At 64.4% G+C, this 21,767-nt stretch carries 25 protein-coding genes; 15 read left to right on the top strand and 10 right to left on the bottom strand.

Annotation, left to right across the window (positions count from 1 at the left end):
• The first annotated feature begins 80 nt into the window (after window positions 1-80).
• From C1A30_RS09720 to C1A30_RS35780, 3 genes are read left to right on the top strand one after another with little or no spacing between them, the layout of a single operon-like run.
• Complete coding sequence (locus C1A30_RS09720; protein WP_101948049.1) at window positions 81-527, top strand: MmpS family transport accessory protein; 447 nt, start codon at window positions 81-83, stop codon at window positions 525-527.
• Window positions 524-3,379, top strand: coding sequence for an RND family transporter (locus C1A30_RS09715; protein ID WP_101948048.1), 2,856 nt, complete (start codon window positions 524-526; stop codon window positions 3,377-3,379). Before C1A30_RS09720 ends, C1A30_RS09715 begins: the two co-directional genes overlap by 4 nt.
• A 29-nt stretch (window positions 3,380-3,408) precedes the next feature.
• A complete protein-coding gene (locus tag C1A30_RS35780; RefSeq protein ID WP_200828228.1) occupies window positions 3,409-3,549 on the top strand; it encodes a hypothetical protein in 141 nt (46 codons plus the stop codon).
• Window positions 3,550-3,571: 22 nt separating this feature from the next.
• Here C1A30_RS35780 and C1A30_RS09710 read toward each other — a convergent pair whose 3' ends face one another.
• A complete protein-coding gene (locus C1A30_RS09710; RefSeq protein ID WP_101948047.1) occupies window positions 3,572-3,958 on the bottom strand; it encodes a MerR family transcriptional regulator in 387 nt (128 codons plus the stop codon).
• A gap of 61 nt (window positions 3,959-4,019) precedes the next feature.
• Here C1A30_RS09710 and C1A30_RS09705 point away from each other — a divergent pair, with 61 nt between their 5' ends.
• Window positions 4,020-4,949, top strand: a complete 930-nt coding sequence (locus tag C1A30_RS09705) for a TIGR03619 family F420-dependent LLM class oxidoreductase (protein WP_101950096.1) — start codon at window positions 4,020-4,022, stop codon at window positions 4,947-4,949.
• A gap of 48 nt (window positions 4,950-4,997) precedes the next feature.
• Here the strand turns inward: C1A30_RS09705 and C1A30_RS09700 are convergent, their stop codons facing one another.
• Both C1A30_RS09700 and C1A30_RS09695 read right to left on the bottom strand, forming a co-directional pair.
• On the bottom strand, window positions 4,998-5,237 hold the full coding sequence (locus C1A30_RS09700) for a type II toxin-antitoxin system VapB family antitoxin (protein WP_101948046.1): 240 nt from the start codon (window positions 5,235-5,237) through the stop codon (window positions 4,998-5,000).
• A 43-nt stretch (window positions 5,238-5,280) separates the two neighbouring features.
• A complete protein-coding gene (locus C1A30_RS09695; RefSeq protein WP_200828227.1) occupies window positions 5,281-5,757 on the bottom strand; it encodes a hypothetical protein in 477 nt (158 codons plus the stop codon).
• Window positions 5,758-6,032: 275 nt separating this feature from the next.
• Between C1A30_RS09695 and C1A30_RS09690 the strand changes: the two genes are divergently transcribed.
• A complete protein-coding gene (locus tag C1A30_RS09690; protein ID WP_101948045.1) occupies window positions 6,033-7,040 on the top strand; it encodes a DUF2293 domain-containing protein in 1,008 nt (335 codons plus the stop codon).
• Here C1A30_RS09690 and C1A30_RS09685 read toward each other — a convergent pair.
• Entirely contained in the window at window positions 7,003-8,544 is a 1,542-nt protein-coding gene (locus C1A30_RS09685) for an APC family permease (protein ID WP_101948044.1), read from the bottom strand. The two genes, C1A30_RS09690 and C1A30_RS09685, sit on opposite strands and share 38 nt — an antisense overlap.
• A 166-nt stretch (window positions 8,545-8,710) precedes the next feature.
• Here C1A30_RS09685 and asnB point away from each other — a divergent pair, with 166 nt between their 5' ends.
• Window positions 8,711-10,627, top strand: coding sequence for an asparagine synthase (glutamine-hydrolyzing) (gene asnB, locus C1A30_RS09680; RefSeq protein WP_101948043.1), 1,917 nt, complete (start codon window positions 8,711-8,713; stop codon window positions 10,625-10,627).
• A 45-nt stretch (window positions 10,628-10,672) separates the two neighbouring features.
• Here the strand turns inward: asnB and C1A30_RS09675 are convergent, their stop codons facing one another.
• From C1A30_RS09675 to C1A30_RS09665, 3 genes are all read right to left on the bottom strand, one after another.
• Window positions 10,673-11,926, bottom strand: coding sequence for an HNH endonuclease signature motif containing protein (locus tag C1A30_RS09675; RefSeq protein ID WP_101948042.1), 1,254 nt, complete (start codon window positions 11,924-11,926; stop codon window positions 10,673-10,675).
• A 146-nt stretch (window positions 11,927-12,072) separates the two neighbouring features.
• Entirely contained in the window at window positions 12,073-12,948 is an 876-nt protein-coding gene (locus C1A30_RS09670) for a cyclopropane mycolic acid synthase family methyltransferase (protein WP_101950094.1), read from the bottom strand.
• Between the two features lie 160 nt (window positions 12,949-13,108).
• A complete protein-coding gene (locus C1A30_RS09665; RefSeq protein ID WP_101948041.1) occupies window positions 13,109-14,203 on the bottom strand; it encodes a hypothetical protein in 1,095 nt (364 codons plus the stop codon).
• A 70-nt stretch (window positions 14,204-14,273) separates the two neighbouring features.
• Here C1A30_RS09665 and C1A30_RS09660 point away from each other — a divergent pair, with 70 nt between their 5' ends.
• The 3 genes from C1A30_RS09660 to C1A30_RS09650 are packed head-to-tail and all read left to right on the top strand — an operon-like array spanning window position 14,274 to window position 15,726.
• Complete coding sequence (locus C1A30_RS09660; RefSeq protein ID WP_101950093.1) at window positions 14,274-14,888, top strand: dihydrofolate reductase family protein; 615 nt, start codon at window positions 14,274-14,276, stop codon at window positions 14,886-14,888.
• A complete protein-coding gene (locus C1A30_RS09655) occupies window positions 14,888-15,085 on the top strand; it encodes a hypothetical protein (RefSeq protein WP_101948040.1) in 198 nt (65 codons plus the stop codon). The genes C1A30_RS09660 and C1A30_RS09655 overlap by 1 nt, the downstream gene beginning before the upstream one ends.
• A 29-nt stretch (window positions 15,086-15,114) precedes the next feature.
• Window positions 15,115-15,726: a hypothetical protein gene (locus C1A30_RS09650; protein WP_101948039.1), complete on the top strand. Its 612-nt coding sequence runs from the start codon at window positions 15,115-15,117 to the stop codon at window positions 15,724-15,726.
• On the opposite strand, the gene C1A30_RS09645 is transcribed toward C1A30_RS09650, so the two are convergent.
• On the bottom strand, window positions 15,716-16,315 hold the full coding sequence (locus tag C1A30_RS09645; protein WP_200828226.1) for a DNA-3-methyladenine glycosylase I: 600 nt from the start codon (window positions 16,313-16,315) through the stop codon (window positions 15,716-15,718). The two genes, C1A30_RS09650 and C1A30_RS09645, sit on opposite strands and share 11 nt — an antisense overlap.
• 24 nt (window positions 16,316-16,339) lie before the next feature.
• Entirely contained in the window at window positions 16,340-17,485 is a 1,146-nt protein-coding gene (locus C1A30_RS09640) for a zinc-binding dehydrogenase (protein WP_101948038.1), read from the bottom strand.
• Window positions 17,486-17,607: 122 nt separating this feature from the next.
• Between C1A30_RS09640 and C1A30_RS09635 the strand changes: the two genes are divergently transcribed.
• Genes C1A30_RS09635 through C1A30_RS09625 form a run of 3 tightly spaced genes read left to right on the top strand, consistent with a single transcriptional unit; the run spans window position 17,608 to window position 18,689 of the window.
• Window positions 17,608-17,928: an EthD family reductase gene (locus tag C1A30_RS09635; RefSeq protein WP_101948037.1), complete on the top strand. Its 321-nt coding sequence runs from the start codon at window positions 17,608-17,610 to the stop codon at window positions 17,926-17,928.
• 57 nt (window positions 17,929-17,985) lie between these two features.
• Window positions 17,986-18,405 (top strand): ribonuclease domain-containing protein, encoded by a 420-nt coding sequence (locus C1A30_RS09630; RefSeq protein ID WP_235010039.1) that lies wholly within the window; start codon window positions 17,986-17,988, stop codon window positions 18,403-18,405.
• Entirely contained in the window at window positions 18,402-18,689 is a 288-nt protein-coding gene (locus tag C1A30_RS09625; RefSeq protein WP_101948035.1) for a barstar family protein, read from the top strand. The genes C1A30_RS09630 and C1A30_RS09625 overlap by 4 nt, the downstream gene beginning before the upstream one ends.
• Here C1A30_RS09625 and C1A30_RS09620 read toward each other — a convergent pair.
• The gene (locus C1A30_RS09620) at window positions 18,686-19,033 is read right to left on the bottom strand and encodes a hypothetical protein (protein WP_235009799.1); all 348 of its coding nucleotides are present in this window, start codon (window positions 19,031-19,033) and stop codon (window positions 18,686-18,688) included. The genes C1A30_RS09625 and C1A30_RS09620 overlap by 4 nt on opposite strands.
• 121 nt (window positions 19,034-19,154) lie before the next feature.
• Between C1A30_RS09620 and C1A30_RS09615 the strand changes: the two genes are divergently transcribed.
• From C1A30_RS09615 to C1A30_RS09605, 3 genes are read left to right on the top strand one after another with little or no spacing between them, the layout of a single operon-like run.
• Window positions 19,155-19,514 carry a DUF2563 family protein gene (locus C1A30_RS09615; protein WP_101948034.1) on the top strand — a complete coding sequence of 120 codons (360 nt, stop codon included), beginning with the start codon at window positions 19,155-19,157 and terminating at the stop codon, window positions 19,512-19,514.
• 6 nt (window positions 19,515-19,520) lie between these two features.
• A complete protein-coding gene (locus tag C1A30_RS09610; RefSeq protein WP_101948033.1) occupies window positions 19,521-21,050 on the top strand; it encodes a hypothetical protein in 1,530 nt (509 codons plus the stop codon).
• A 4-nt stretch (window positions 21,051-21,054) separates the two neighbouring features.
• Window positions 21,055-21,759 (top strand): hypothetical protein, encoded by a 705-nt coding sequence (locus C1A30_RS09605; RefSeq protein ID WP_235009797.1) that lies wholly within the window; start codon window positions 21,055-21,057, stop codon window positions 21,757-21,759.
• The last annotated feature ends 8 nt before the right edge of the window (window positions 21,760-21,767 follow it).

The following is a 21,767-nucleotide window of genomic DNA, read 5'->3' as shown; positions in this document are numbered from 1 at the left end:
CGTACTGTCAACCAAGTTGATATCCATCAAGCGATGATCCACCGTTCGTCGACGTGCCATAACGCCTGAAAGGGTCACGGATGCCGCGGGTTTCGATCGGAAGCCGACTGCTGCGGCATTGGATGATCCTGGTGGCGGTGCTGGTCGTCGCGATAGCGGGATTCGCGGTGTACAGGCTGAACGGGATTTTCGGCTCGAAGGACGTCACCTCTACCCCGAGCGGGGCGGCCAATGAGATTCACCCGTTCAACCCCAAGCATGTGGTGATGGAGGTGTTCGGTCCGCCGGGCGCGGTCGCGACCATCACGTATACCGATGTCAACGCCCAACCGCAGCGCGTCGACAATGCGACGCTGCCGTGGGCCTATGACACGACCACCACCCAGCCGGCGGTGTTCGTCAACGTCTCCGCCCAGGGCGACAGTGACTCGTTGGGCTGCCGGATCAAGATTGACGACGTCGTCAAGGACGAGAGAACGGTCAACGCGTTGAACGCCTTCACCTATTGCTTGGACAAGTCCGGATGAGCCAACATCTGGCCGAGCGCGCGACGGCCACGAATCGGGTGGCCAAGTGGGTGCGCCGGTTGTGTGTGCCGATCGTGTTGTTCTGGCTGGCGATCGCGGCGATCACGAACGTGTTCGTGCCGCAGCTGGAGAAGGTCGGCGAAGAGCACAACGTGGCGCTCAGTTCGCCGAGTTCGCCGTCGCTGCAGGCGTTTCAGCGGATCGGCAAGGTGTTCGGTGAGTTCGACTCCGACAGTGCGGCGATGGTGGTGCTCGAGGGTGACCAGCCGTTGGGGGCCGAGGCGCACCGCTACTACGACGAGTTGGTCAAGCGGTTCAACGAAGACACCAAACACGTTCAGCATGTGCAGGACTTCTGGGGTGATCCGCTGACTGCGGCGGGTTCGCAGAGCCCGGACGGTAAAGCCGCCTACGTGCAGGTGTTTTTGGCTGGCAATCAGGGTGAGGCGTTGTCGCTGGAGTCGGTGGACGCGCTGCGCCAGATCATCGCCAAAACCCCTGCCCCACCGGGCATTCACGCCTACGTCGCGGGCTCGGCGGCACAGATCGCCGACCAATTCGAAGTGGGCAACGAGAGCACCACCTTCGTCACGATCCTGACCGTCGCGGTGATCGCGGTGATGCTGCTGATCGTCTACCGCTCCCCGGTGACGATGATCCTGGCGCTGCTCACGGTGCTGGTCGAGATGTCCGCGGCGCGCGGGATCGTCTCGTTTCTGGCGAACGTGGGACTCATTGGGCTGTCGACGTATTCGACGAACATCCTAACGTTGCTGGTGATCGCGGCGGGCACCGACTATGTCATCTTCCTGCTCGGCCGTTATCAAGAGAGACGCAACGACGGCCTCGACAGGGAGGCCTCGTTCTACGACATGTATCGCGGAACGTCGCACGTGATTCTCGGGTCGGGGTTGACGATCGCGGGTGCGGTGGCATGTTTGTACTTCACCCGGTTGCCGTACTTCCAGAGCCTGGGCATCCCGGCGGCGATCGGTGTCCTGGTGGCGTTGGTGGCGTCGCTGTCGTTGGCGCCGGCGGTGTTGGTGATCGGCAGCCGCTTCGGACTGTTGGAGCCGAAACGCAAGACGGCCAAACGGGGTTGGCGGCGGATCGGGACGGCGATCGTGCGGTGGCCGGGGCCGATCCTGATCGCGACGTTGGCGTTGGCGTTCGTCGGGTTGGCTGCGTTGTCGGGCTACAAGGTCAGTTACGACGTCGGCCCGTACATGCCGGCCAGTGCGCCGTCGAATGTGGGGTATGCGGCGGCGGAGCGGCATTTCTCGAAGGCGCGGTTGAATCCTGAATTGTTGATGATCGAGGCCGACCACGATCTGCGCAATCCGACCGACATGATCCTGTTGGAGCGGGTGGCCAAGGCGGTGTTCCACACCGATGGCATCGCGCAGGTGCAGTCGATCACCCGACCGTTGGGCACGCCGCTGGACAACACCTCGATTCCGTTCCAGCTCAGCGCCAACAGCGCCGCGCAGATCAACAACCTGCCGTTCCAACAGGATCGGGCGTCGGATCTGGTGCGGCAGGTTCAGGTCATCAACGACTCCATCGACGTGTTGCGTCAGCAGTATGCGTTGCAGCAGCAGTCCAGCGCGATCACCCACGAGCAGAGTCAGGCGTTCGCCGACACGGTGGCCACTGCGCAAAATCTGCGCGACAAGATCGCCAACTTCGACGACTTCTTCCGGCCGCTGCGCAACTACTTCTATTGGGAGCCGCACTGTTTCGACATCCCCGCGTGTTGGGCGCTGCGGTCGTTGTTCGACGCGCTCGACGGCATCAACGAGTTGACCGATCAGCTGGCCAATGTCTCGGGCAGTATCGCCAAACTCGACGACTTGCAGCCGAAGTTGCTGGCGTTGATTCCGCCGCAGATCGCCAACCAGGAGACCAACCGCGACCTGACGATGACGAATCATGCGACGACGTCGGGAATCTACGACCAGACGGCCAAGGCGCTGGAGAACTCGACGCAGTTGGGGGCGGCGTACAACGCGTCGAAGACCGATGATTCGTTCTATCTGCCGCCAGAGGCGTTCAGTAACCCGGAGTTCCTGCGCGGGCTGAAGCTGTTCTTGTCGCCGGATGGTAAGGCGGCGCGGATGATCATCACTCACGATGTGGATCCGGCGACGCCGGAAGGCATTTCGCATATCGATGGGATTCGACATGCGGCGGCTGAGGCGGTGAAGGGGACGCCGTTGGCGGGGTCGAAGATCTATATCGGCGGTACGGCCTCGACGTACAAGGACATCGCCGAGATGGCGCACTACGACCTGATGATCGCCGGCATCGCGTCGCTGAGTTTGATCCTGCTGATCATGTTGTTCATCACCCGAAGCCTGGTGGCGGCGTTGGTGATCGTCGGCACGGTGGCGCTGTCGCTGGGTGCGTCGTTCGGTGTGTCGGTGTTGGTGTGGCAGCACCTGTTGGGTGTCGACTTGTATTGGGTGATCCTGCCGTTGGCGGTGATCCTGCTGTTGGCGGTGGGCTCGGATTACAACCTGTTGTTGGTGTCAAGGTTCAAAGAGGAGATCCACGCCGGGATCAACACGGGCATCATCCGGTCGATGGCGGGCAGTGGTTCGGTAGTGACGGCGGCGGGGTTGGTGTTCGCGTTCACGATGGCGTCGTTCATCTTCAGCGACCTGCGGGTGCTGGGGCAGATCGGAACGACGATCGCGTTGGGTCTGCTGTTCGACACGCTGATTGTGCGGTCGTTCATGACGCCGTCGATCGCCGCACTGCTGGGGCGGTGGTTCTGGTGGCCGGTGCGGGTGCGGCAGCGGCCCGTTCCGGTGAAGTTCGGGCAGGACCGGCAGCTGGCGCTGTTCTAGATTCGGCGGCGCGGGGTATTCGGTCGGTCATGACCAAGGAAACTGATAGGCAAAACGACGACTCGGCGAAGGTCGACCCGCCGCCGGGCCCGGCCGATCACGGCCGCGAGGGCGGGATGGCGACCCGGGAGAACGCGCCGGAACTGACCGAGCCTGACCGCGACGAGTAGGGAGCCCTGAGCGGGCCGGCCTTCAACCCGCGCGAGATGCGTTGGCCGCCTTGACTTTGAGGACCTTGTCCAGGTAGTCGGCGACGGCGTCCCGGTTGCGGGTCAGGAACTCGATGCGTTCGGTCAGCCGGGCCTGTTCGCGTCGCAGCGTGGTGATCATGTCGGGAGTCACGTCCGGAACGTAGATGGTCTGCGGCTGATCCAGGCACGGCAGCAGTTCCTGAATGATGCGGGTCGGCAGCCCGGCATCGAGCAGTCCCTTGATCTGCAGCACCACATCGACCGTCGGCTCGCTGTACTCCCGGTACCCGTTGTCACCGCGGCTGGGCGTGAGCAGCCCCTGCTCCTCGTAGTAGCGCAGCAGCCGGCGCGAGACGCCGGTGCGCTCCGCAAGTTCGCCGATCCTCATGTGCTCAAGGTTACATATGACCTTCACATCAATGTGAAGGTTGAACACTCGATGCGTGGACATGAAACTCGGACTGCGCCTGCCCCAGCGACTCGGGGTCGACCTCCAACACGACCTCGTCGAAGCCGCTAAGACGGCCGAAGCGGCGGGCTACACCAGCTTGTGGACATTCGAACGGCTGCTGTTCCCGAAGCATCCCGCCGAGGGCTACGGTGGGACCGACCTGGCGTGGCCGGAGAGCCAGCGGCAGACCGTCGACCCGCTGGCCGTTCTCACCGCAGCGGCGGTGGCGACCGAAAAGGTGCGCCTCGGTGTTTCGCTTCTGGTTGCGGCACTGCACACACCCATCCAGTTGGCGAAGGCGTTGGCGACGGTCGATCAGATCAGCGGCGGCCGCGTGATCGCCGGACTCGGCACCGGATGGTCCACCGACGAATTCCGGGCGGCGGGCGCCACCCGAGCCGATCGCGGCCGCCTCCTCGACGAGACAATCGACGTCTTCGGTGCGGTGTGGGGACCGGACCCAGTGACGTTCCGCAGTCCCCGTGTCGTCATCGACAACGCCTCAGTCCTGCCGAAGCCGGTTACGAAAGTACCGGTGATGCTGGGCGGCGTCGGTTCTAAAGTCATGCAGCGCATCGCCAAACGTGCAGACGGCTGGTTACCGGTGATGTTGACACCCGGACCGGCCGGCGCCGCAGAACTACGCGAAAGCTGGAGCCGCATCAGGGAATTGGCGAGCGAGCACGGACGTGACCCAAGCACCATGGAGATGATCATCGTCGGGAACGTCACCTTCACCGAGCGCCCGGCAGGGCTGGACCGCACCGCGTTCGTCGGCACTCTGGACCAAATCATCGACGACATCCACACCGCCGCCGACGCCGGCGCAGACGAGCTCATCATCGACCTGAATCTGCAAGACTGGTTCACCAGCACCCAGCAGATGCTCGAGACGGCCGTGGAGATCCGCGAACGGACCGCAGCCTGACCTACCGCGCCAACGCCGACGCGATGCCGGTATACCCAAAAACAACGATCACGATGGCACCCCTCGGTCGTCGTAGAGCAGTGCGCCATGGTCGAGTGCATCGCCGCTCATCCGGCTGGCGGTCTTGCGGCCGATGTCCAGGAGCCGGGCCGCAAGCGCGTCCTTCTCCAACTTGGCCAGCCGCTCACGCACCGCTGTGGCCACTACTTGAGCTTGCGACTCTCCGGTGATCGCGGCAATTCGCTTCACTGCCGCGTGGACCGCTTCGTCGTTGATATTGAGCGCCATTGGTACCTTCCTACCCACAGAATGGCACCAACGATCGCCCAGGTCACGCCGATTTCGCATGGGTGGAGCGCGCCCGCTCGCAGGCGCTGACGAACCGGGACCACGCAGCATCCGTGGGGCGGACACCGCAGTCACCGAGGGCGTCCGGGCTGACCACAAACCCAGGCGCCAGGGGAGCCAACATCCCCCCGAGCTTGGCGATGGCCCCGGCCGGGCTGTCTTCGAAGCTCTCGAACACCCGTCCACGGATCCGCGACTCCGCGGTGTCGATGCCGGCCACGACATCCAGTTCGGGAACGCGTAGCGCCCCCGCGCAGCTGTTGACGTGCTGCTCGTAGCGGTCCTCCCAGGCCTCGATCTGCCAGCCGCGCCAGAGCTCGGGTAGCGCGTGAAAGAACCCCATCGTGTCGGCGGTTTGCCACGCCCCCAACGTTTTTCGGCGCACGTCGATATGCGCACCGCCTTCTGGGATTGCGCCGAGTTTGATCCGGCGGATGCCAGGGCCGGGTAGCCTGTCCAACAACGCGGCCCATGCCAGGCCTTACTGAGGTGCCACCACAGCGGCCAGAACCGGAGCTGCCCTTCCGCGTCGACCACGGAAATCAAGTGGCACATGTGGTTTCGGCCGCGGGCGAGCCTCACGACGACGAAGTTTGCCCTGTTGCCCATGTTCCCCCATTTCGAGCGTCGTGGGTCGAGTGTCACCCCGGTGTCCGACAGGACGACGCACGAACGGGGTCGACTGTGGATAACTGTCGGGCCCCACCGTCGACGAGCAGTAATGTCGGCCCCGGCATGGCAACACTGCAAACCCGAGTAGCGCGCATCGCTGAGGCGTTGTTGGCCGACCAGCGATACGTCCGCGCCATCGACGTGCTCATCGGTCTGGGCTGGCTCGCTGAGCCGAGCGTCGAACGCTGGATGAAGGGTCGCGCCCCTGCGCTCGATCGCTGCCTCGGCGTCGAACCCGCCAAAGTCCCACCAGCCCTTGCCGCGCTGCGACATTGGGCCCAAGGCCGCGGGCTCACGGCGTCCGAGGCCGACTATCAGCATCTGCATTTCACGTCCGACGGCGACTCGGACGTCGAACGCGCCTACCGCACCTATTGGGCCTCAGCCGGCGCTCCTGCACCAAAAGCACCGGTTCCACCACGCCGCCCCGGAAAGATGACCGTGATGTTGGCGGACACGGCGGCGACGTGCACGTCGTGCGGCGGCATCGGCGACTTGCTGCGCGCGGGCGAGGCGGGCGCGCTCTGCCTGGACTGTGCGGGGCTCGGGCATCTCGAGTTCTTGCCGTCCGGTGATGCGACGCTCACCCGGCGCGCCACCAAGGCCAGCGGGATGTCCGCTGTCGTGATGCGTTGGAATGGTCGACGTCATCGCGCTGAGCGGCAAGGAATTTTGGTGGAGCCGGCGGCAATCGAACAAGCCGCGCAGGAATGTCTCAACGACGCCGATGCACGCGCCCGCCGCAGAGCGACTCAGGACGTGCTGTTCCAGGAAAAGTTCGCCGCCGCTATCCGTGAGCAGTTCCCGGGTTGCCCCGCCGATCGGGCCGAGGCGATCGCGTTGCACACCGCGGCACGCGGCAGCGGCCGGGTGGGACGAAGTGCGGCCGGCCGAGCATTGGACAGTGAAGCGGTGCGTCTTGCCGTCGTCGCCTCGGTGCGCCATGTCGACACTGACTACGACGAGTTGCTGATGTTCGGCGTCGACCGCGAATCGGCGCGCGCACAGGTGCAGGAGCGCGTCGAGGACATCGTCAATGCATGGCGTGATGGTGTAGCGATGCTCGACTAGTCGCTCTACCCACAAAGTAGATACCGACCGCCACCAGCAGTGAGAGCGCGGCGATGCCCGCGACGAGGTAGAACCAGACGCCGTACGCGATATGTGCGCCGCCGATCGACACGCTCCCAGAGTCGTTGGCAATCAACGGGGTCCACGATCCGCTCAGTGTGGCGACCACCGCCACCAACGCCGACAGCCCGCCGATCACCGCGCAGGTGTAGAAGACCGCGGGACGAGCCAGCTTGGTCTTCTCGTACCGCGGCAGGAAGCGCCTGATGATGATCACCACGTCGACGAACAACACCACCATGGAGATACACCAGATGACCGTGACGGCGGCCTGCAGCACGTCGTAGACCTTGGTCTGGATGTCGATCGGCTTGCCGCCGCCGAAGCCGATCGACGGCAGCACCACGAAGGCCACCAACGCGAACACCGACGCGATCACGGTCTGCGCCCACACCGCGTTGCTCGGCACCTTGTGCTTGTTCACCTTCGCCATCGCCGATGGCAGCTTCTGGTCGAGCCCCGAGACGAAAACCAGTCGTGCGAAAGAGAAGTTGTAGACCACGGTGATGAAGAGGAAGAAGGCAGCGAACAGGATCGCGACGATCTTGCCGACCCACCCGGCCAGCGCGGTGCCGACAGCGGTCGCCAGTGCGGTCACCTGAGCGGACTCACCGTCGGCGGCGGGCACGGTCACCATCACCGCCCACGTGGCGAGCACATAGGCGGCCATCACTGCGAGCGATCCCCACACCAGGTAACGGGTGATAGAGCGCTCCTCTTTGATCTCGACGCCCATGTTGAGCGGCACCTCGACGCCGAGCAGCGCGAGCACAACGACACCGAAGAAGCTCCAATTGGCAAGATTGATACCGGTTTCCGACGACGGGGCCCACGCCGACCAGTCGGTCGGGTTGGTCTCGGGCGCGACGCCACCGGCAAGGTGCACGACGCCGGCGATCACCACCAGGGCGATCGCCACGGCATAGAGGACGCAGACGACATTGACGACGTTCTGCGTGAGCCGAAAGCGTTGGGTGGCAAGCACTGCCGAGAGCACGATGAAGGCGATGATGATCACGCCTTGCAGTTGCACGCTGGCGGCGCCGATGGTCGTCGGGAAGACGTAGCCGAGATAGCTCAAGACGACGGTGCCGGTCGCGACCATCACCAGCACACCGGGCCACCACGCGCAGAAGCCGGCGAAGAATCCCCAGAACGGTCCGAAGGCCTTCTGCGTCCACAGGTAGATCGAGCCTTCGCCGGGAAACATCCGGCCGAGTTGGCCGGTGACGATGGCACCGGGAATGAGGAAGGCAACGAACCCGATGATCCACCAGCCGAAGGCGGCCGGGCCCGCGCTCTGGATGACCGCGGCGTTGGTGATGAACAGAACGATCGAGACGAAGATCGCGACCATGTCGAAGGTGTTCAGCACGCGCGGCAGCATTCCGCCCGCGACGCGTTCGGCAATCGACTCTTGCGGTTCGGGGCTCGTCGTCGCCATATCGCACCTCCGGTACGTCGAGCGTAAGACGGCTGCGTCGACAGGACGACCGAAAATTTTGGTCTCTCCTGGGATTAGAAAACTATACCCAGTCGTTAGGGTCCATTAGGCAGCGCTGCCCGCCCGGTGGCGCGTGACTACCGCCGACACACTGGAGGGCACAAGGATGTGCGGGATCTTCGCTGCAATGACGCGTCATGGCGTTTCGAGCGACCGATGCGATCAGGCGCTCAAACGTATGGAGCACCGGGGACCGGATGGCGCCGGCCTGTGGACCTCCCGCGACGGGCAGTGGACGCTCGGACACACGCGGTTGTCGATCATCGGTCTGCGGAACGGCAGCCAGCCCATGACCAGCCCGGACGGCGCGGTGCATCTGGTGGTCAACGGCGAGTTCTACGGATACCGCGAGCTGCGCGAACGTCTACGCGCCGCGGGCTATCAGTTCTCCACCGACAGCGACAGCGAAGTCGCGCTGCACCTGTACCGGGAGCGCGGCATCCAGGCCGCGACGCTGTTACGCGGTGAGTTCGCGGTGGTCATCGCCGACGAACGGCAGCGCGCGATGTACGCCATCCGCGACCGCTTCGGGGTCAAGCCGCTCTACTACGCGGTGGTCAACGGCGAGGTGTTCTTCGCCTCCGAGATCAAGGCGCTGTTGGCGCTGGGCGTGCCGGCCGCATGGGACCTCGAGGGCGCCACCGGCGGGATGGGCCGATCGCACGAGAAGACCGAGTTCGCCGGGATCAGCACGGTGCCGCCGGGGTGCTACGCGATCGCCCGCGACGGGGTTGTGCGCATTTATCCGTATTGGGATTGGGAGATCCCGACGGCTGAGCAGATGCAAGCGGACACCCGAAGCGAGGCGGAGGTCGTCGCGGATTTCCGCGCGGCGTTGGCCGACGCGGTGCGGGAACGATTGGTGGCCGACGTCGAGGTGGCGTCGTATCTGAGTGGCGGCATCGACTCGTGTGCGGTGCTGGGCCTGGCGCAGCAGGAGATGGACCGGCCTATCCGCGCGTTCACCCTCACCTTCGACAACGCGCTCTATGACGAGGCGAGCGTCGCTGAGGCTCAGGCCAAGCATGTGGGCGCGACGTATCACCCGATTCCGATCACCGGGCGCGAGATCGCCGAGTCGTTCGCCGATGCGGTCTGGCATTCCGAGACGCAGATGTTCAACGGCCACGGGGTCGCCAAGTATCTGCTCAGCCGCGCGGTGAGCCGCGCGGGCATCAAGGTGGTGTTCACCGGTGAAGGCGCCGACGAAATGCTGGGCGGTTACCCGTATTTCCGGATCGACGCGCTGAACAACGATCCGACGCTGACTCCTGATCAGAAGACAGCGCTGCTTGATGAGATGTTCGGCGCGAATGCGGCGACGCGCGCAATGCTGATGCCGGAGCAGATCGACAGCCCGGAATTGCAGGCGGTGGAGCGCAGGCTCGGTTGGCTGCCGGCGACGCTGAATATGGCTGCGGGCCAAGCCAATCACGTGGTGCCGTTGCTCCGCGACGACTTACCGGCCTCGGTCCGGGAGTTTCAGCCGCTGGTGGCCGCGCTGGATCGGCTGCCGCTGGCGCAACGGGTCGAGGGCCGCGACCGGCTGAATCAGATGCTCTATGTCAATGCCAGGACCGTGCTGCCGAATTTCATCCTGAACTATCTGGCGGATCGGATGGAGATGGCGCATTCCATCGAGGGGCGGGTGCCGTTCCTGGATCACCGGGTCGCCGAAGCCGCGGCGCGCGTGCCAGTGCGCATGAAGGTCAAAGGCATTCGCGAGAAGCATGTTCTGCGCGAAGCGACCAAGGACGTGTTGATCCCCGAGGTGTACGACCGGCAGAAGCATCCGTTCACCACTCCCCCGACGCGGAACCCGAACGACCCGATGCTGGAGTTCTATCGCGATACCTTCGCGTCGCAGGCGGCGAAAGACCAGCCGATCTACGACATGGCAAAGGTCTCGACGGCGCTCGATGGGCTGCTCGACGTGCCGGCCGACAAGCGCATCGTGGTGGAAGGCAATCTGCAGCGCGTCGCGAGTGTCGTCGTGATGCAGGAGCTGTTCTCGATGGCGTGAGCCATCCCTGCATTTCGAAAGTGCCCGGCTGTGAGCGACTTTGAGTTAGTTGTCGCTGGGTGGTGGTTGTGGTTCGTAGGGGTTGTACCACCACCAGTCGGCGCGTTCGCCGAGCGGCCCGGTCCAGGGGGCGACGTCGGGTGGTGGGCCGTTGGGTGGGCGGGCCAGCGACCGTGAGGTCAGTGGGGTGCCGTCACTGTCGGTGACGACGAGCCGCTCGGCGGGCCCGGTGATGGTGATCTCGCCCTTGTGATGCATCCGGTGGTGGTACGGGCAAACGAGCACCAGGTTGTCCAACTCGGTCAACCCGCCATCCTCCCAATGGATGATGTGATGGGCATGCAAACCCCGGGTGGCCCCGCAGCCGGGGACCGCGCAGGTGGGGTGGCGGTGTTCCAACGCCCGCCGTAGTCGCCGGTTGATGGTGCGGGTGGTGCGTCCGGTGCCGACGAGCCGTCCGCCGCGTTCGAACCACGCCTCACAGGTGGCATCACAGGTCAAATATTGGCGGTCGGCATCCGAGAGCAGCGGACCCAGGTGCAGGTTGGCGATGCGCTGCTCGACATCCACATGCACCACCACCGTGGTGCGCTGCCCGTGCGGGCGGGCCGCCACATCGGCATCCCAGCCGGCCTCCACCAGGCTCATGAAGGCCTGCGCATTGGTCGGCAGCGGCGGGCGCGCTTCCTGGGTGCTGTCGCTGTGGTCGTGTTTGTACTCGTTGACCAACGCATCCCGGTGTGAGGCCAGCGCGGCATCAAAGGTGGCGGCCTGATCGGTGGGCAGGGTGATCCGATACTTCGTGCACGTCTCGTCCGCGGTTTTGCTGAACGACGCCGCGGGCGCCGGCGTGGGATCCGGATCCGGGCGCGGCTCCAACTTCACCGCCGTGCGCAACTGACTCACCGTGGCCACCGCCGCCAACTCCGCGTAATGGGCATCGGATCCCTCGCCGGCGCGGGCGGCGATCACCCCGACCTGATCCAACGACAACCGGCCCTCACGCATCGCCGCCGTGCATTGGGGAAACTCCTCACTGCGGTCGGCGATCGTGGTGATCGTGTGCGCAGTCGTCGACGACAATCCGAGTCGCCAGGCCATCAACGCTGCCACCGACCGCGCCCCCGTCGCCCCCCACAGGTTGTCCCGCTCGATCTGCGCGGCGATCTCCACAATGCGCCCATCAATGGCGTTGCGCTGCCCCGCCAATTCGGCCAACTCCTCGAACAGCACCTCCAGACGGTCACTGCGAGACACCGCAGGACCGTCAAACGAAGCAGCAGACGGAATCGGAAACATAACCCCATCATCACCACGAGCAATGACACCGCACGCGACCAAAAGCCCGAACCGGCCGGATCTGTGGATGAATTCGGGCCTGGGGATAACCCGGTGGCGCAGCGCCTTACTGTCGTAGCGGCGTGGTAGTGCCGCGGTGCGCGAACCTATCGCTTGTCCAGTGTGAACTGGCACAGATCGGTGTAGCCGTCGCGGAACAATTCAGCGCAACCGGTCAAATACTTCATGTACCGGTCGAAGACCTCTTCGGACTGAATCGCGATGGCCTCGTCTCTGCGCGCGGCCAGCGCCGCTGCCCACATGTCGAGCGTCCTGGCGTAATGCGGCCCTATCCGTTGAATTCGGCTGACCGTGTAGCCGGCCTTGTTGGCGTGCTCTTCGATCATCGGCACTGTCGGCAGGCGCCCGCCGGGGAAGATCTCGTCTCTGATGAATTTGAAGAAGCGGAGATGCCGCATCGTCACCGGCAGTTTGCGCACCGCGTTCTCCTCGGTGCTTATTTGCGTAATCGTGTGAAGCAGCATCGTGCCGTCGTCGGGCAGCAGGTCATAGGTCCTGTCGAAGAAGGCGGTGTAGCGCTCGTAGCCGAAATGCTCGAGCGGGCCGATCGCCACGATCCGGTCCACGGGCTCCTCAAACTGCTCCCACCCGTCGAGCAGCACGCGCTTGGCGCGCGGGCTGTGGGATGCGGCGAGCAGTTGCTCGACGTAGGCAGCCTGGTTCTTGCTCAGCGTCAGGCCGACGACGTTGACGTCGTACTTCTCCACCGCCCGCAGCATGGCCGCTCCCCAACCGCAGCCGACTTCGAGCAGCGTCATGCCCGGCTGCAACCCGAGCTTGCCCAGCGCCAGGTCGATCTTGGCGATCTGGGCCTCTTCAAGAGTCATGTCGTCGCGCTCGAAGTAAGCGCAGCTATACGTTCGCGTCGGGTCCAGGAACAGCTCGAAGAACTGGTCGGACAGGTCGTAGTGGGCCTGCACGTCCTCGAAGTGTGGCCGCAGGGTCTGGATCTGTCGTGGCATGTCATCCCCCATGACCACTCAGGCGGGGAGTCCTTGTCGGCGTCGACACCCGCGCGGACACCCCCCAAGTGGTCCGCACGACCCGGTACCGGGAGGCTACGCCTTGCCGCCCCGGAAATACGGGAAGAACGGCGCGAGCCAAGAAAATCCCACTGATTCGTCAGACCGCGTCGTCGAGATACTCGTCCTCGTACTCCCGTAAGAGCAACCGCTTGTAGCGCAACCGCAAAGCGTCGACCCTCGCGAGGGTCCGTGACGTCAGTTCGTCTCGAATGCCGCATTGCGCGTGTGCGTATGGGATGTAGGCGCGTAACAGGTCCGGCGCGTCGAGCGCGACCTCCAACGGCATGCTGTGCTCTCTGTACGGGGTGTCGCCAATCGCCTGATGGACACGCGCCGGGCTCCACCGCAGGGGGTCAACTGAACCGGTCTCGAAAAATTCGTGCAGCAGTTCACGATGTTCGGACTCGGTGAATGGCGCTGCGGAACTGGTGGCGAAGAACTTGTCGCACAGCTCTTCGTTCGACTCCCAGTCCGTGACGGGCGGCCGATGTTCGCCACCGTCGGGTAGCCGGTCCAACGCCCACCGAACGAGTGGTTTGTAGAGCGGCCATGTTTCGGACTTCGGCGCGAAGGTCGACTTGTCGAGCACATCCGCTATCCACGCGCGCGCGTCGGCCAGCGTCATTTCGAAAACATCGATGTCCGTGCGGGATTCGATGACGTGGGCAAGAACTTCGCCGATCGGTTCGTGCACTGCCTCGGTATCGGTGATCCTTGACCACAACAGGTGATCAAGCGTCACGACGACGGTCAACTCGTGCTGGCCGATTCGCATGCCGATCACGAGTTGGTCGAAGTCGCGGTAGGCATCGGTGATGCGCACCGCGCGGTAGGCGTCGGCCCGCGGTAGCGCGGCGATCCATCGAGGCAGGTGCTCGTTTCGTTCAGCCACCTCGCGTCGGCATTCGAGCTGCGTCGCGGGTTCGTCGACGAGGAGTTCGGCGGTCACTGCCAGCAGCGCCGTCATTTCCCGCGTCCGCACACCGTCGAACATCTCGAGGACTCGTTCCGGTATCGCCGCATCGACCATCACGCAGGCCATGCTGAGCAGGCCGAGGGGATGCCCGCCCAGGACGCTGCGTATTGCGTCTCTCAGTGTCCAGTCGGCAGAAGACTCAGTGGTGCGTTTCTTCGCGCGCCGCCCGTTGCGTCGGGCCTGTTTAGCCCTGCGTGCTCGTCGTCGGTCGTTCATGTCACGGACGCTACGTGCGGGCGGTGACACCGACGCGATGACTTTCGGGCAGTGGAGCAGTCTTATCAACATGGCGCGAACCAACCTCTCGATGTCGATCTCCGCGGACGGCTACGTCGCGGGTCCCAACCAGAGCGAGCAGAATCCCCTCGGCGTGGGCGGACTCGCGGTGCACGGCTGGCACCTCGGCCCCAACAAGGACCACCCGGTCAATCAGCAGGTGGTGTCCGACATGTTGGACGGCATGGGCGCAACCATCATGGGGCGCAACATGTATGGCCCTATCCGGGGCGACTGGGGCGACTCCGACTGGCGAGGGTGGTGGGGCGACACGCCGCCGTATCACTGCCCCGTCTTCGTGCTCACCCACTACGCGCACGATCCGATCGAGATGAAGGGCGGCACGACGTTCCACTTCGTCACTGATGGCATCGAATCCGCCTATGCACAGGCTCAGGCGGCGGCCGGCGGGAAGGACATCTCGATCGCCGGCGGCGCGTCGTGCGCCCGTCAGGCGATCCAGGCAGGCTTGGTCGACGAGATCGACCTGCAGGTGTCGGCGGTGATTCTGGGGTCGGGTGAGCGCTTGTTCGACGGCTTCCAGCCCGGCGTACCGAAGATGGAATTGGTGCGCGTGTTGGAGGCGCCCGGGGTGGCTCACCTCCGCTACCGGGTCGCGCGGTGATGTCCTCGGCTGAGTGGGAGGGCACGGTGGTCAAGAAATACCGGGCGCTGCTCGACGGAGCGAATCTTTACCGGCGCGTACTCGTGCAGGTCGACGGCGGGCAGACCGTCAAGGTGCGTGTCGACCGCACCATGTGGGAGGCGTTGGCCATCGGCGACGCGGTCAAGAACACACCAGGCGGCCTGCAGAAGGCTTAGGTGTCGGGCTTGGGGATTACCGTGACTGTGTGCCTCTGCAGAACCGGGTGACTCCGGCCGGCGAGATCATCGCGACCCCAGCGCGCGGCACGGTCATGGGCAATCGGGGCATCCTGCACGACGAGAACAAGCAGATCGTTCGGACGTCGCGCAACGCGATGTGGCTGATCTGCCTCCTCGAGTTCAAAGGCCGCCGCCGCACGGTGATGACCCCGGGCACGTACACCGAGTTGTTCTTTCTCGACGAGGCCGTCGCGCTCGCGGCCGGACATCGCCCGTGCGGGGAATGTCGGCGCCCGCAGTACCGGAGCTACATGGCGGCAGTAGACGCGGGCGGGGAGCAACCGCTGGATGGCCCAAGGGATCTCGACCGACGGCTCAACCGGTCGCGGCGGGCGCCAAGGACTTCGGCCGTGATCGCTGATCTGCCTGACGGCGTCTTTGTTACGTTCGGCGACAACGACTTTCGACTGGTCTGGCACGGGTTTCTTCACCGATGGACGCCACCGGGCTATGTCGATGCGGTCGCGACCGACGACGCGGGCAGCGATACGGCGGAAGTCGTGACGCCGACGTTGTCGGTGGAGGCGTTGCGGCGCGGCTACCCCGTCGAAGTGCACCCGTCAGCCGTCAGGGCGTAACAACGGCGCGGAAGCAGCCGTCGAAGTGGCCGTTGTCGATGCCTGCCGCCTGCATGAACGAATGGGCCACCCGAGGCCCGACGAACCGGAAACCTCTGCGCCGCAAGTCAGTTGCGAGTTGTTCGGACTCCTCGGTCTGCGACCTGCCATCGCTCCACCGCCGAAGCGGATACCGTCGACTCGGCCGGTAGCGCCAAGCGACGTCAGCGAGCGAGAAGCTGCTCAGCAGACGCGCATTGTGCACGGTCGCCTCGATTTTTCCGCGATGGCGGATGATCCCCTCGTCGCGCATCAACACGTCGACGTCGCGATCCGTCATCGCCGCCACGGCGGCCGGGGCGAAGTCGGCGAACGCGCGACGCAACGCTTCGCGCTTGCGGACGACCAGCGCCCAGGACAGCCCGTTCTCGAAATACGTCAGCACCAACGTCCGAAACAACGCCGCTTCGTCGTGGACGGGCGTGCCCCATTCCCGGTCGTGGTAGTCGGTCAGATCGTCGCCGACCTCGGTGACCCAGCCGCACCGCACGAGGCCATCGGTGCCGGTCACCGTGAACGAACGTGTGGCGGGGACGCCCTCGCCGCTCATCGCCTTCACCGCGGGGCCACCGATCTACGGCAGCGCCTGCGGGGTGACGAGGAACTTCTCCCCCGTCGCGCGCTTGACGTAGGCATTGAACGCATCCGGCCGCAGCATGCCTGCGAGAGAGACCTCGCGGTTGTATGTACTCGCGAATGTCGTCGTCAACTCGGCGGCGACCCGGGCGCGCAACCGACCGACAGTCTCGGCGCCGGCGTTCATGAGGAAGTAGGTGAGCAGCCACCCGCCCAGCCCCCACGACATGCCGAAGTTTCTGGTCAGAATCGTCGGTCCGGTGTCGAGTCCGCCGTAGATGTACGCCTGCTTGTGCACCGTCGAGCCGTACCGGGAGTAGGCGGCCGCGTCAGCACTGGCCGCCTCCTCCATCGCGTTGAGTATCTGGCTCACCAGGGTTCCGCCGCCTGTCGCGTCGAACGCCAGGGTCGCCGACGTCGCCTTGAGCGCGTCCACCAGGTCTGCCTCGAATGTCGGTGAGGCGGTGTTGCAGACGTGGACAGCGCCCAGCGAACGCAGCAGCTCTTCCTGTTCGGGCTTGCGGACGATGTTGACCAGCGGCACGCCGTCGGCGAGACACAGCTTGACGAGCATTTGGCCCAGGTTCGACGCCGCCGCGGTATGCACCAACGCCGAATGTCCTTCGCGGCGCATGGTTTCCAGCATTCCGAGCGCCGTCAACGGGTTGACGAACGACGATGCGCCATTCTTGGCCGTCGCTCCCGGCGGCAGGACCAGACAAGCCCCGGCGTCCACCGCCCGGTACTGCGAGTACATGGCGCCGCCTGCGATTCCCACTGTCTTCCCGAGCAGCGCCTGCGCCGCCGGCGATTCGCCCGCCGCCACGACGGTCCCCGCGCCTTCGTTGCCGACTGGCAGCGGTTGGTCGAATCGCGCCGTCAGCCCCGCCACAGCGCCCTCACCCAAGGGTGCGGTGACGATGGGACGGTCCGCTGTTCCCGTCACCGTGGCGGCCGACATGTCCGCTCCTGCGGTGAGAAGGCCGAGGTCCGACGGGTTGACCGGGGACGCCTCCACGCGAACCAGCACCTCGTTCGCGGCCGGTACGGGGACAGGAACCTCCACCAGCGAGAGTTCCACTGTGCCCTTCGAGGTCACCGTCGAGCGCAGTTCCAGCGAGGTCTCAGGCAAGGCTGCGGTCATGGTGGATGCCTCTTTTCGGCGGGAGCTCGGTCCACTGTACGAACTCGATTCGTGCAGGGTCTATTTCGAGACGTTACTGTCGAGTTCGCCCGGGGGTATTGGTGCGTGAGCGGAGGTACGCCATGTCTGAAACGAAGATCACCGTCATTTACGACAACCCGACCGACCCCGAGGCGTTCGAAGCCGCCTACGGTTCGGAGCAGTTGGAGGCCGCCCAGCGCATCCCTGGGCATATCCGCTTCGAGGCGTCGAAGGTGTGGCCCAAGGAGGACGGTAGCCCGACGCCGGCGTATCGCATGATCGACCTGTACTACCCCGACTACGACGCCGCGGTCGCCGCCGTCGGCACCCCGGAAGCTGGCGCGTTCTTCGAAGCGTTGGGACGGCTCGCCACCGGCGGCGTCCGGGTGCTGATGTCTGACGTGGAGGTTCCCCAGCGGTAACCCTATGAGGGTGCAAGTTGGGCCCGACGCCAGTCGCGACCGGGTAAGTACATGACGATAAGTCGTCGCAGGATCGCGATCATCGCGCTCCTCGTGCTGGCCGTCGCGGTTGGCGGTTGGGCGCTGCTGCGGACGAACTCAGCCGACCCGCAGCCGACGTCGACGGGCGGGGTGCCGACATGCCCGATTGCGACGCTGCCTCGCGAAGCGGCCGAGACGGTGCGGGCGATTCACTCTGGTGGTCCGTTCCCGTTCCCACGCAACGACGGCGTCGTGTTCGGCAACCGCGAAGGGCATCTGCCCGACCGTGCCAAGGGCTACTACCACGAGTACACCGTCATCTCGCCGGGAGCGGACAACCGATCGACGAAACGCATTGTCACTGGCGGACTTCCGTTAACCAGTCCCTCGCAGTACTTCTACACCGGCGATCACTACGACTCGTTCTGTCTGATCACCGACGCAGGAGGACGATGACGAACAAGCCTGTGGTGTACGAGATCGACGGCCGAAAGATCAAGTCGGCCAACGACTTCTATCGCGAGATCGGGCGCGCTGTCAACGGCCCCGGCGGGTATTTCGGGCGCAATCTCGACGCACTGGCCGACTGTCTGCGCGGCGGATTCGGCACACCCGAAGACCAGCCCTTCGAGTTCGTCTGGCGGCACATGGCGACGTCGCGACGCCACCTCGACAAGTCTTTCGTCGATTCGGTTCGCGACGTGTTTACCGACGTCGGCGTAACGCTGAAAAGCCATTAACTGCCTCCTGGCGCGCTTCGTGCACCCGGCCGGCCCAGCCCCGCAGGACGTTCGATGTAGCGCATCAGCTCTGCACCTTCGGGACCGTAGACTCCGCGATCATCGCCCTGCATCACCCAGTTGTGCTGTAGGTCGGCACGTGCGGCGAGTTCGCGTCGCTGTTGGTCCAACGCGGCGCGTCGGCGGGCATCGGCGCGGACCAAGGCGCGGATGAGGAAGAACAACCCGATGAGGGCTGCCGCGCCGATGATCCACCAGATGAACTTGATGATCACCCCGAGGATGAACAGCACGCCGAGGATGCCACTGCCGTCGCCGCCTGACCTGGATCTGCGCCTGCTCATGGCCCCCACTTCCGTCGTGCCGAGGCCATGACACCGACCGTCGACGCAGGTCCACGCTTTGCTGAGTTCTCCATGGTGGTGTGCTACCCATGCTGCGCCTAGCCGAAATTCGTGCGTCGTAGTGCTGCTGGCCCTCGATATAGTCGATATCAATGAATCGAGGGGTCTGATGTTCGTCGATACCGATTTGCTTCGCATGGGAGCTGACTTCTCCCAAAGTGCGGGGACCATCGCTCAACGCGCGGCCGAGAAGCTCGCGTCGACACAGCCGACAGCCGGCATCTTTGGCGACTTCGAAGTCGCACACGCGTTCCATCAAGCACTCTGCCGGGCTCACGACACCCACATCACCACGATGAAGGGCCACCGCACGGAGCTCGAGTCATTGGCTGACAAGGCTGCGTGCGCTGCCGCGATCTTCACGAAGCAGGACGAATCTTGCGGTTCGGCGGTGGAGTCGGCACGCCGCGACGTCAGCTGAGCCCGTATGTCAGTCCTACTGAGGCATCTCGATATTGGTGAACTCGTTGGCGCTGCGGGCTGCGATCCCTGGCAGCTGAACAAGGCGATCCAGAGCGGATCACCCGGCGCGATCAGTGAACTTGCGAGCGCGTTTTACGAAGCTGGCGTGTGCGCGCAGGAGACGGACGACGAATTCAACGCCGCCAAGCAGCGTTTCGAGACGGCTTGGGACCGCCAGGACGGCGGAGATCATCCCATCAACGATTCCGATGAAGTACGCAGGGCGACGAATTCACTGCACCTCACCAAGGAACAGATGACGCGAATCGGCGTTGACTTGCAGAACATTTCGGCATCTCTGGCCGAAGCGCAGCGCAGCGGAGACATCTCGATCGCTAATCTAGAAACCAAGCTGCAAGCGCTTGACGACCAAATCGACCGCGCCATCGCTATTGCTGCTGCCAACAGCGAGGACGCGCACTGGTCTGATCTGAAACGGGCTGCGATCGACGCAACCACACACGGACTGCACGAGGTGCAGGCAGTCCGTGACGCCTATTCGCAACAACTCGACGCGTCACGACTTGTGATGGCCGCCGAAGGCTACACACCCGACGCAACAGCAGCCGCCGACGGCGAAGGTGGCGTATCGGCGAATGATCAGGCGCATGCCGAGGCCGAAAGATACGGGGCAGCGCAGCGCGCGACCGACGAATCGTTGGTCAACTCGCCCGGCCCGCGGACGCCAGACAAGCAGGCCGCTGCCGGACGCCTGCGCGATTTCGCGACGATCAACAAACCCACGGCCGATGTCGACAAAGTCCGCTATGCCGGGGAACGCCTGAATGATTACCGAATGTCGCAGTTCTCGGGACCATTGCCAACCGACACCGTTCTCGGTGGTGACGCACGCACCCGTGCCCAGGCGAGACTGCAGATGCAACAGCGGCTGGAGTCGCCAAACGCCTTGCCCGGCAAGCCACCATTGACGCCTGACCAGGCCACCCAACTACTAAACCAGTGGGAAGCCGATGGGCGCGGCATGGTGTTACGCCAATTCGCAGCCCAGCTGCAGAACGCAGGTGTGTCGGCGCAAGGGACTCAGCAGGCGGTCGATCAAATCCGAAACGGCAGATCCCCTGGGCAGGTGATCAGGGATGCGACAGCAGGTCTCGCTACTCAGGCCAGCGCACTGGGCGAAGGCGTGAAAGCCCACGCGGACGCACTGCCTGGCGGACGCCATTGGGGTACGGCGCCCGTATGGTCGAACGCTGATGTCGAGGCGCTCAAGGGATTCGGCACCAAACTCAGCATAGCCGGCACCGCTGTGGACGGACTGCTCACGCTCAACGATGTGCTCCACGGCGCTCCAGCACTCGAAGAGAGTGCGAAGTTTGGCGGCCGTACGTTAGGAGCGATGGGCGGTGGGCTTCTGGCAGGTGCGGCCTGGGGTTCCTTGATTGGACCCGAAGGCACACTCATCTTCGGTTTCCTCGGCGCGCTTAGTGGTGGTTTCGGAGGAGACAAACTTGTGACTTGGATGATGGGCAAGTAACACCGTGTCGAACGTCTTCTTTGTGCTCCTCGTCGCTTGCGTAGTAGGTGCCGTGGCTCAGCAATACGTCAAGTACGGCCGCAGCTTACAGCGGCGCATCTATTGGGGCTGTGCATGTCTGGGTGCTGTCGCAGCGTTTTTCGCCTTCTACCCGGACTCCGGAAAAGCGGCTGGGATGGGAGCGTTCTTCTTAGCCGTAATGGCCGTGGTTGCGTACGCCTACACTCCGTACATCAAGATTGGTGGCAGGATCTACGCGCTCACCGTGCAGGACAGCAGACCTGACCCCGACGACAACTCCGCGCAGGCTGCCGCAACCGCCGCTGATGAACGGGACTACGACCCGGCTCCTGACGCCTACAGCGGATTGCTCACAGCCACGAAGGCGTGGTGGTTGCTCATAATGCTGCTCGTCATTTCGACGGGCAACATATACGCATTTGCGTCCGGAGAAGGCGAGTGGTGGGTCGCGGCCATAGGCGTGGTGTTCATCGTATTCTTCTCTGTCACAACCGGGTTCGGCGACGCAAGTTGGGGCTATGGAATTGCCCGGGGTCAACGCGTGCAGTTCGTCGCCGCGGCCGTTGTCACCGTCGGCGTGTTCGCAGTCCTCTACCTGGCGGCTTATCAGACGGGAAAGCGTTGGCCGTTGCGGCGCGAACAATCCATGGAGTACCGCGCCCACCCACGGCACCAAAAACGCGACTAAAGACCTTC

Source organism: Mycobacterium sp. 3519A (assembly GCF_900240945.1).
Classification (GTDB): domain Bacteria; phylum Actinomycetota; class Actinomycetes; order Mycobacteriales; family Mycobacteriaceae; genus Mycobacterium.
This window is presented reverse-complemented; position numbering and strand designations above follow the sequence as displayed.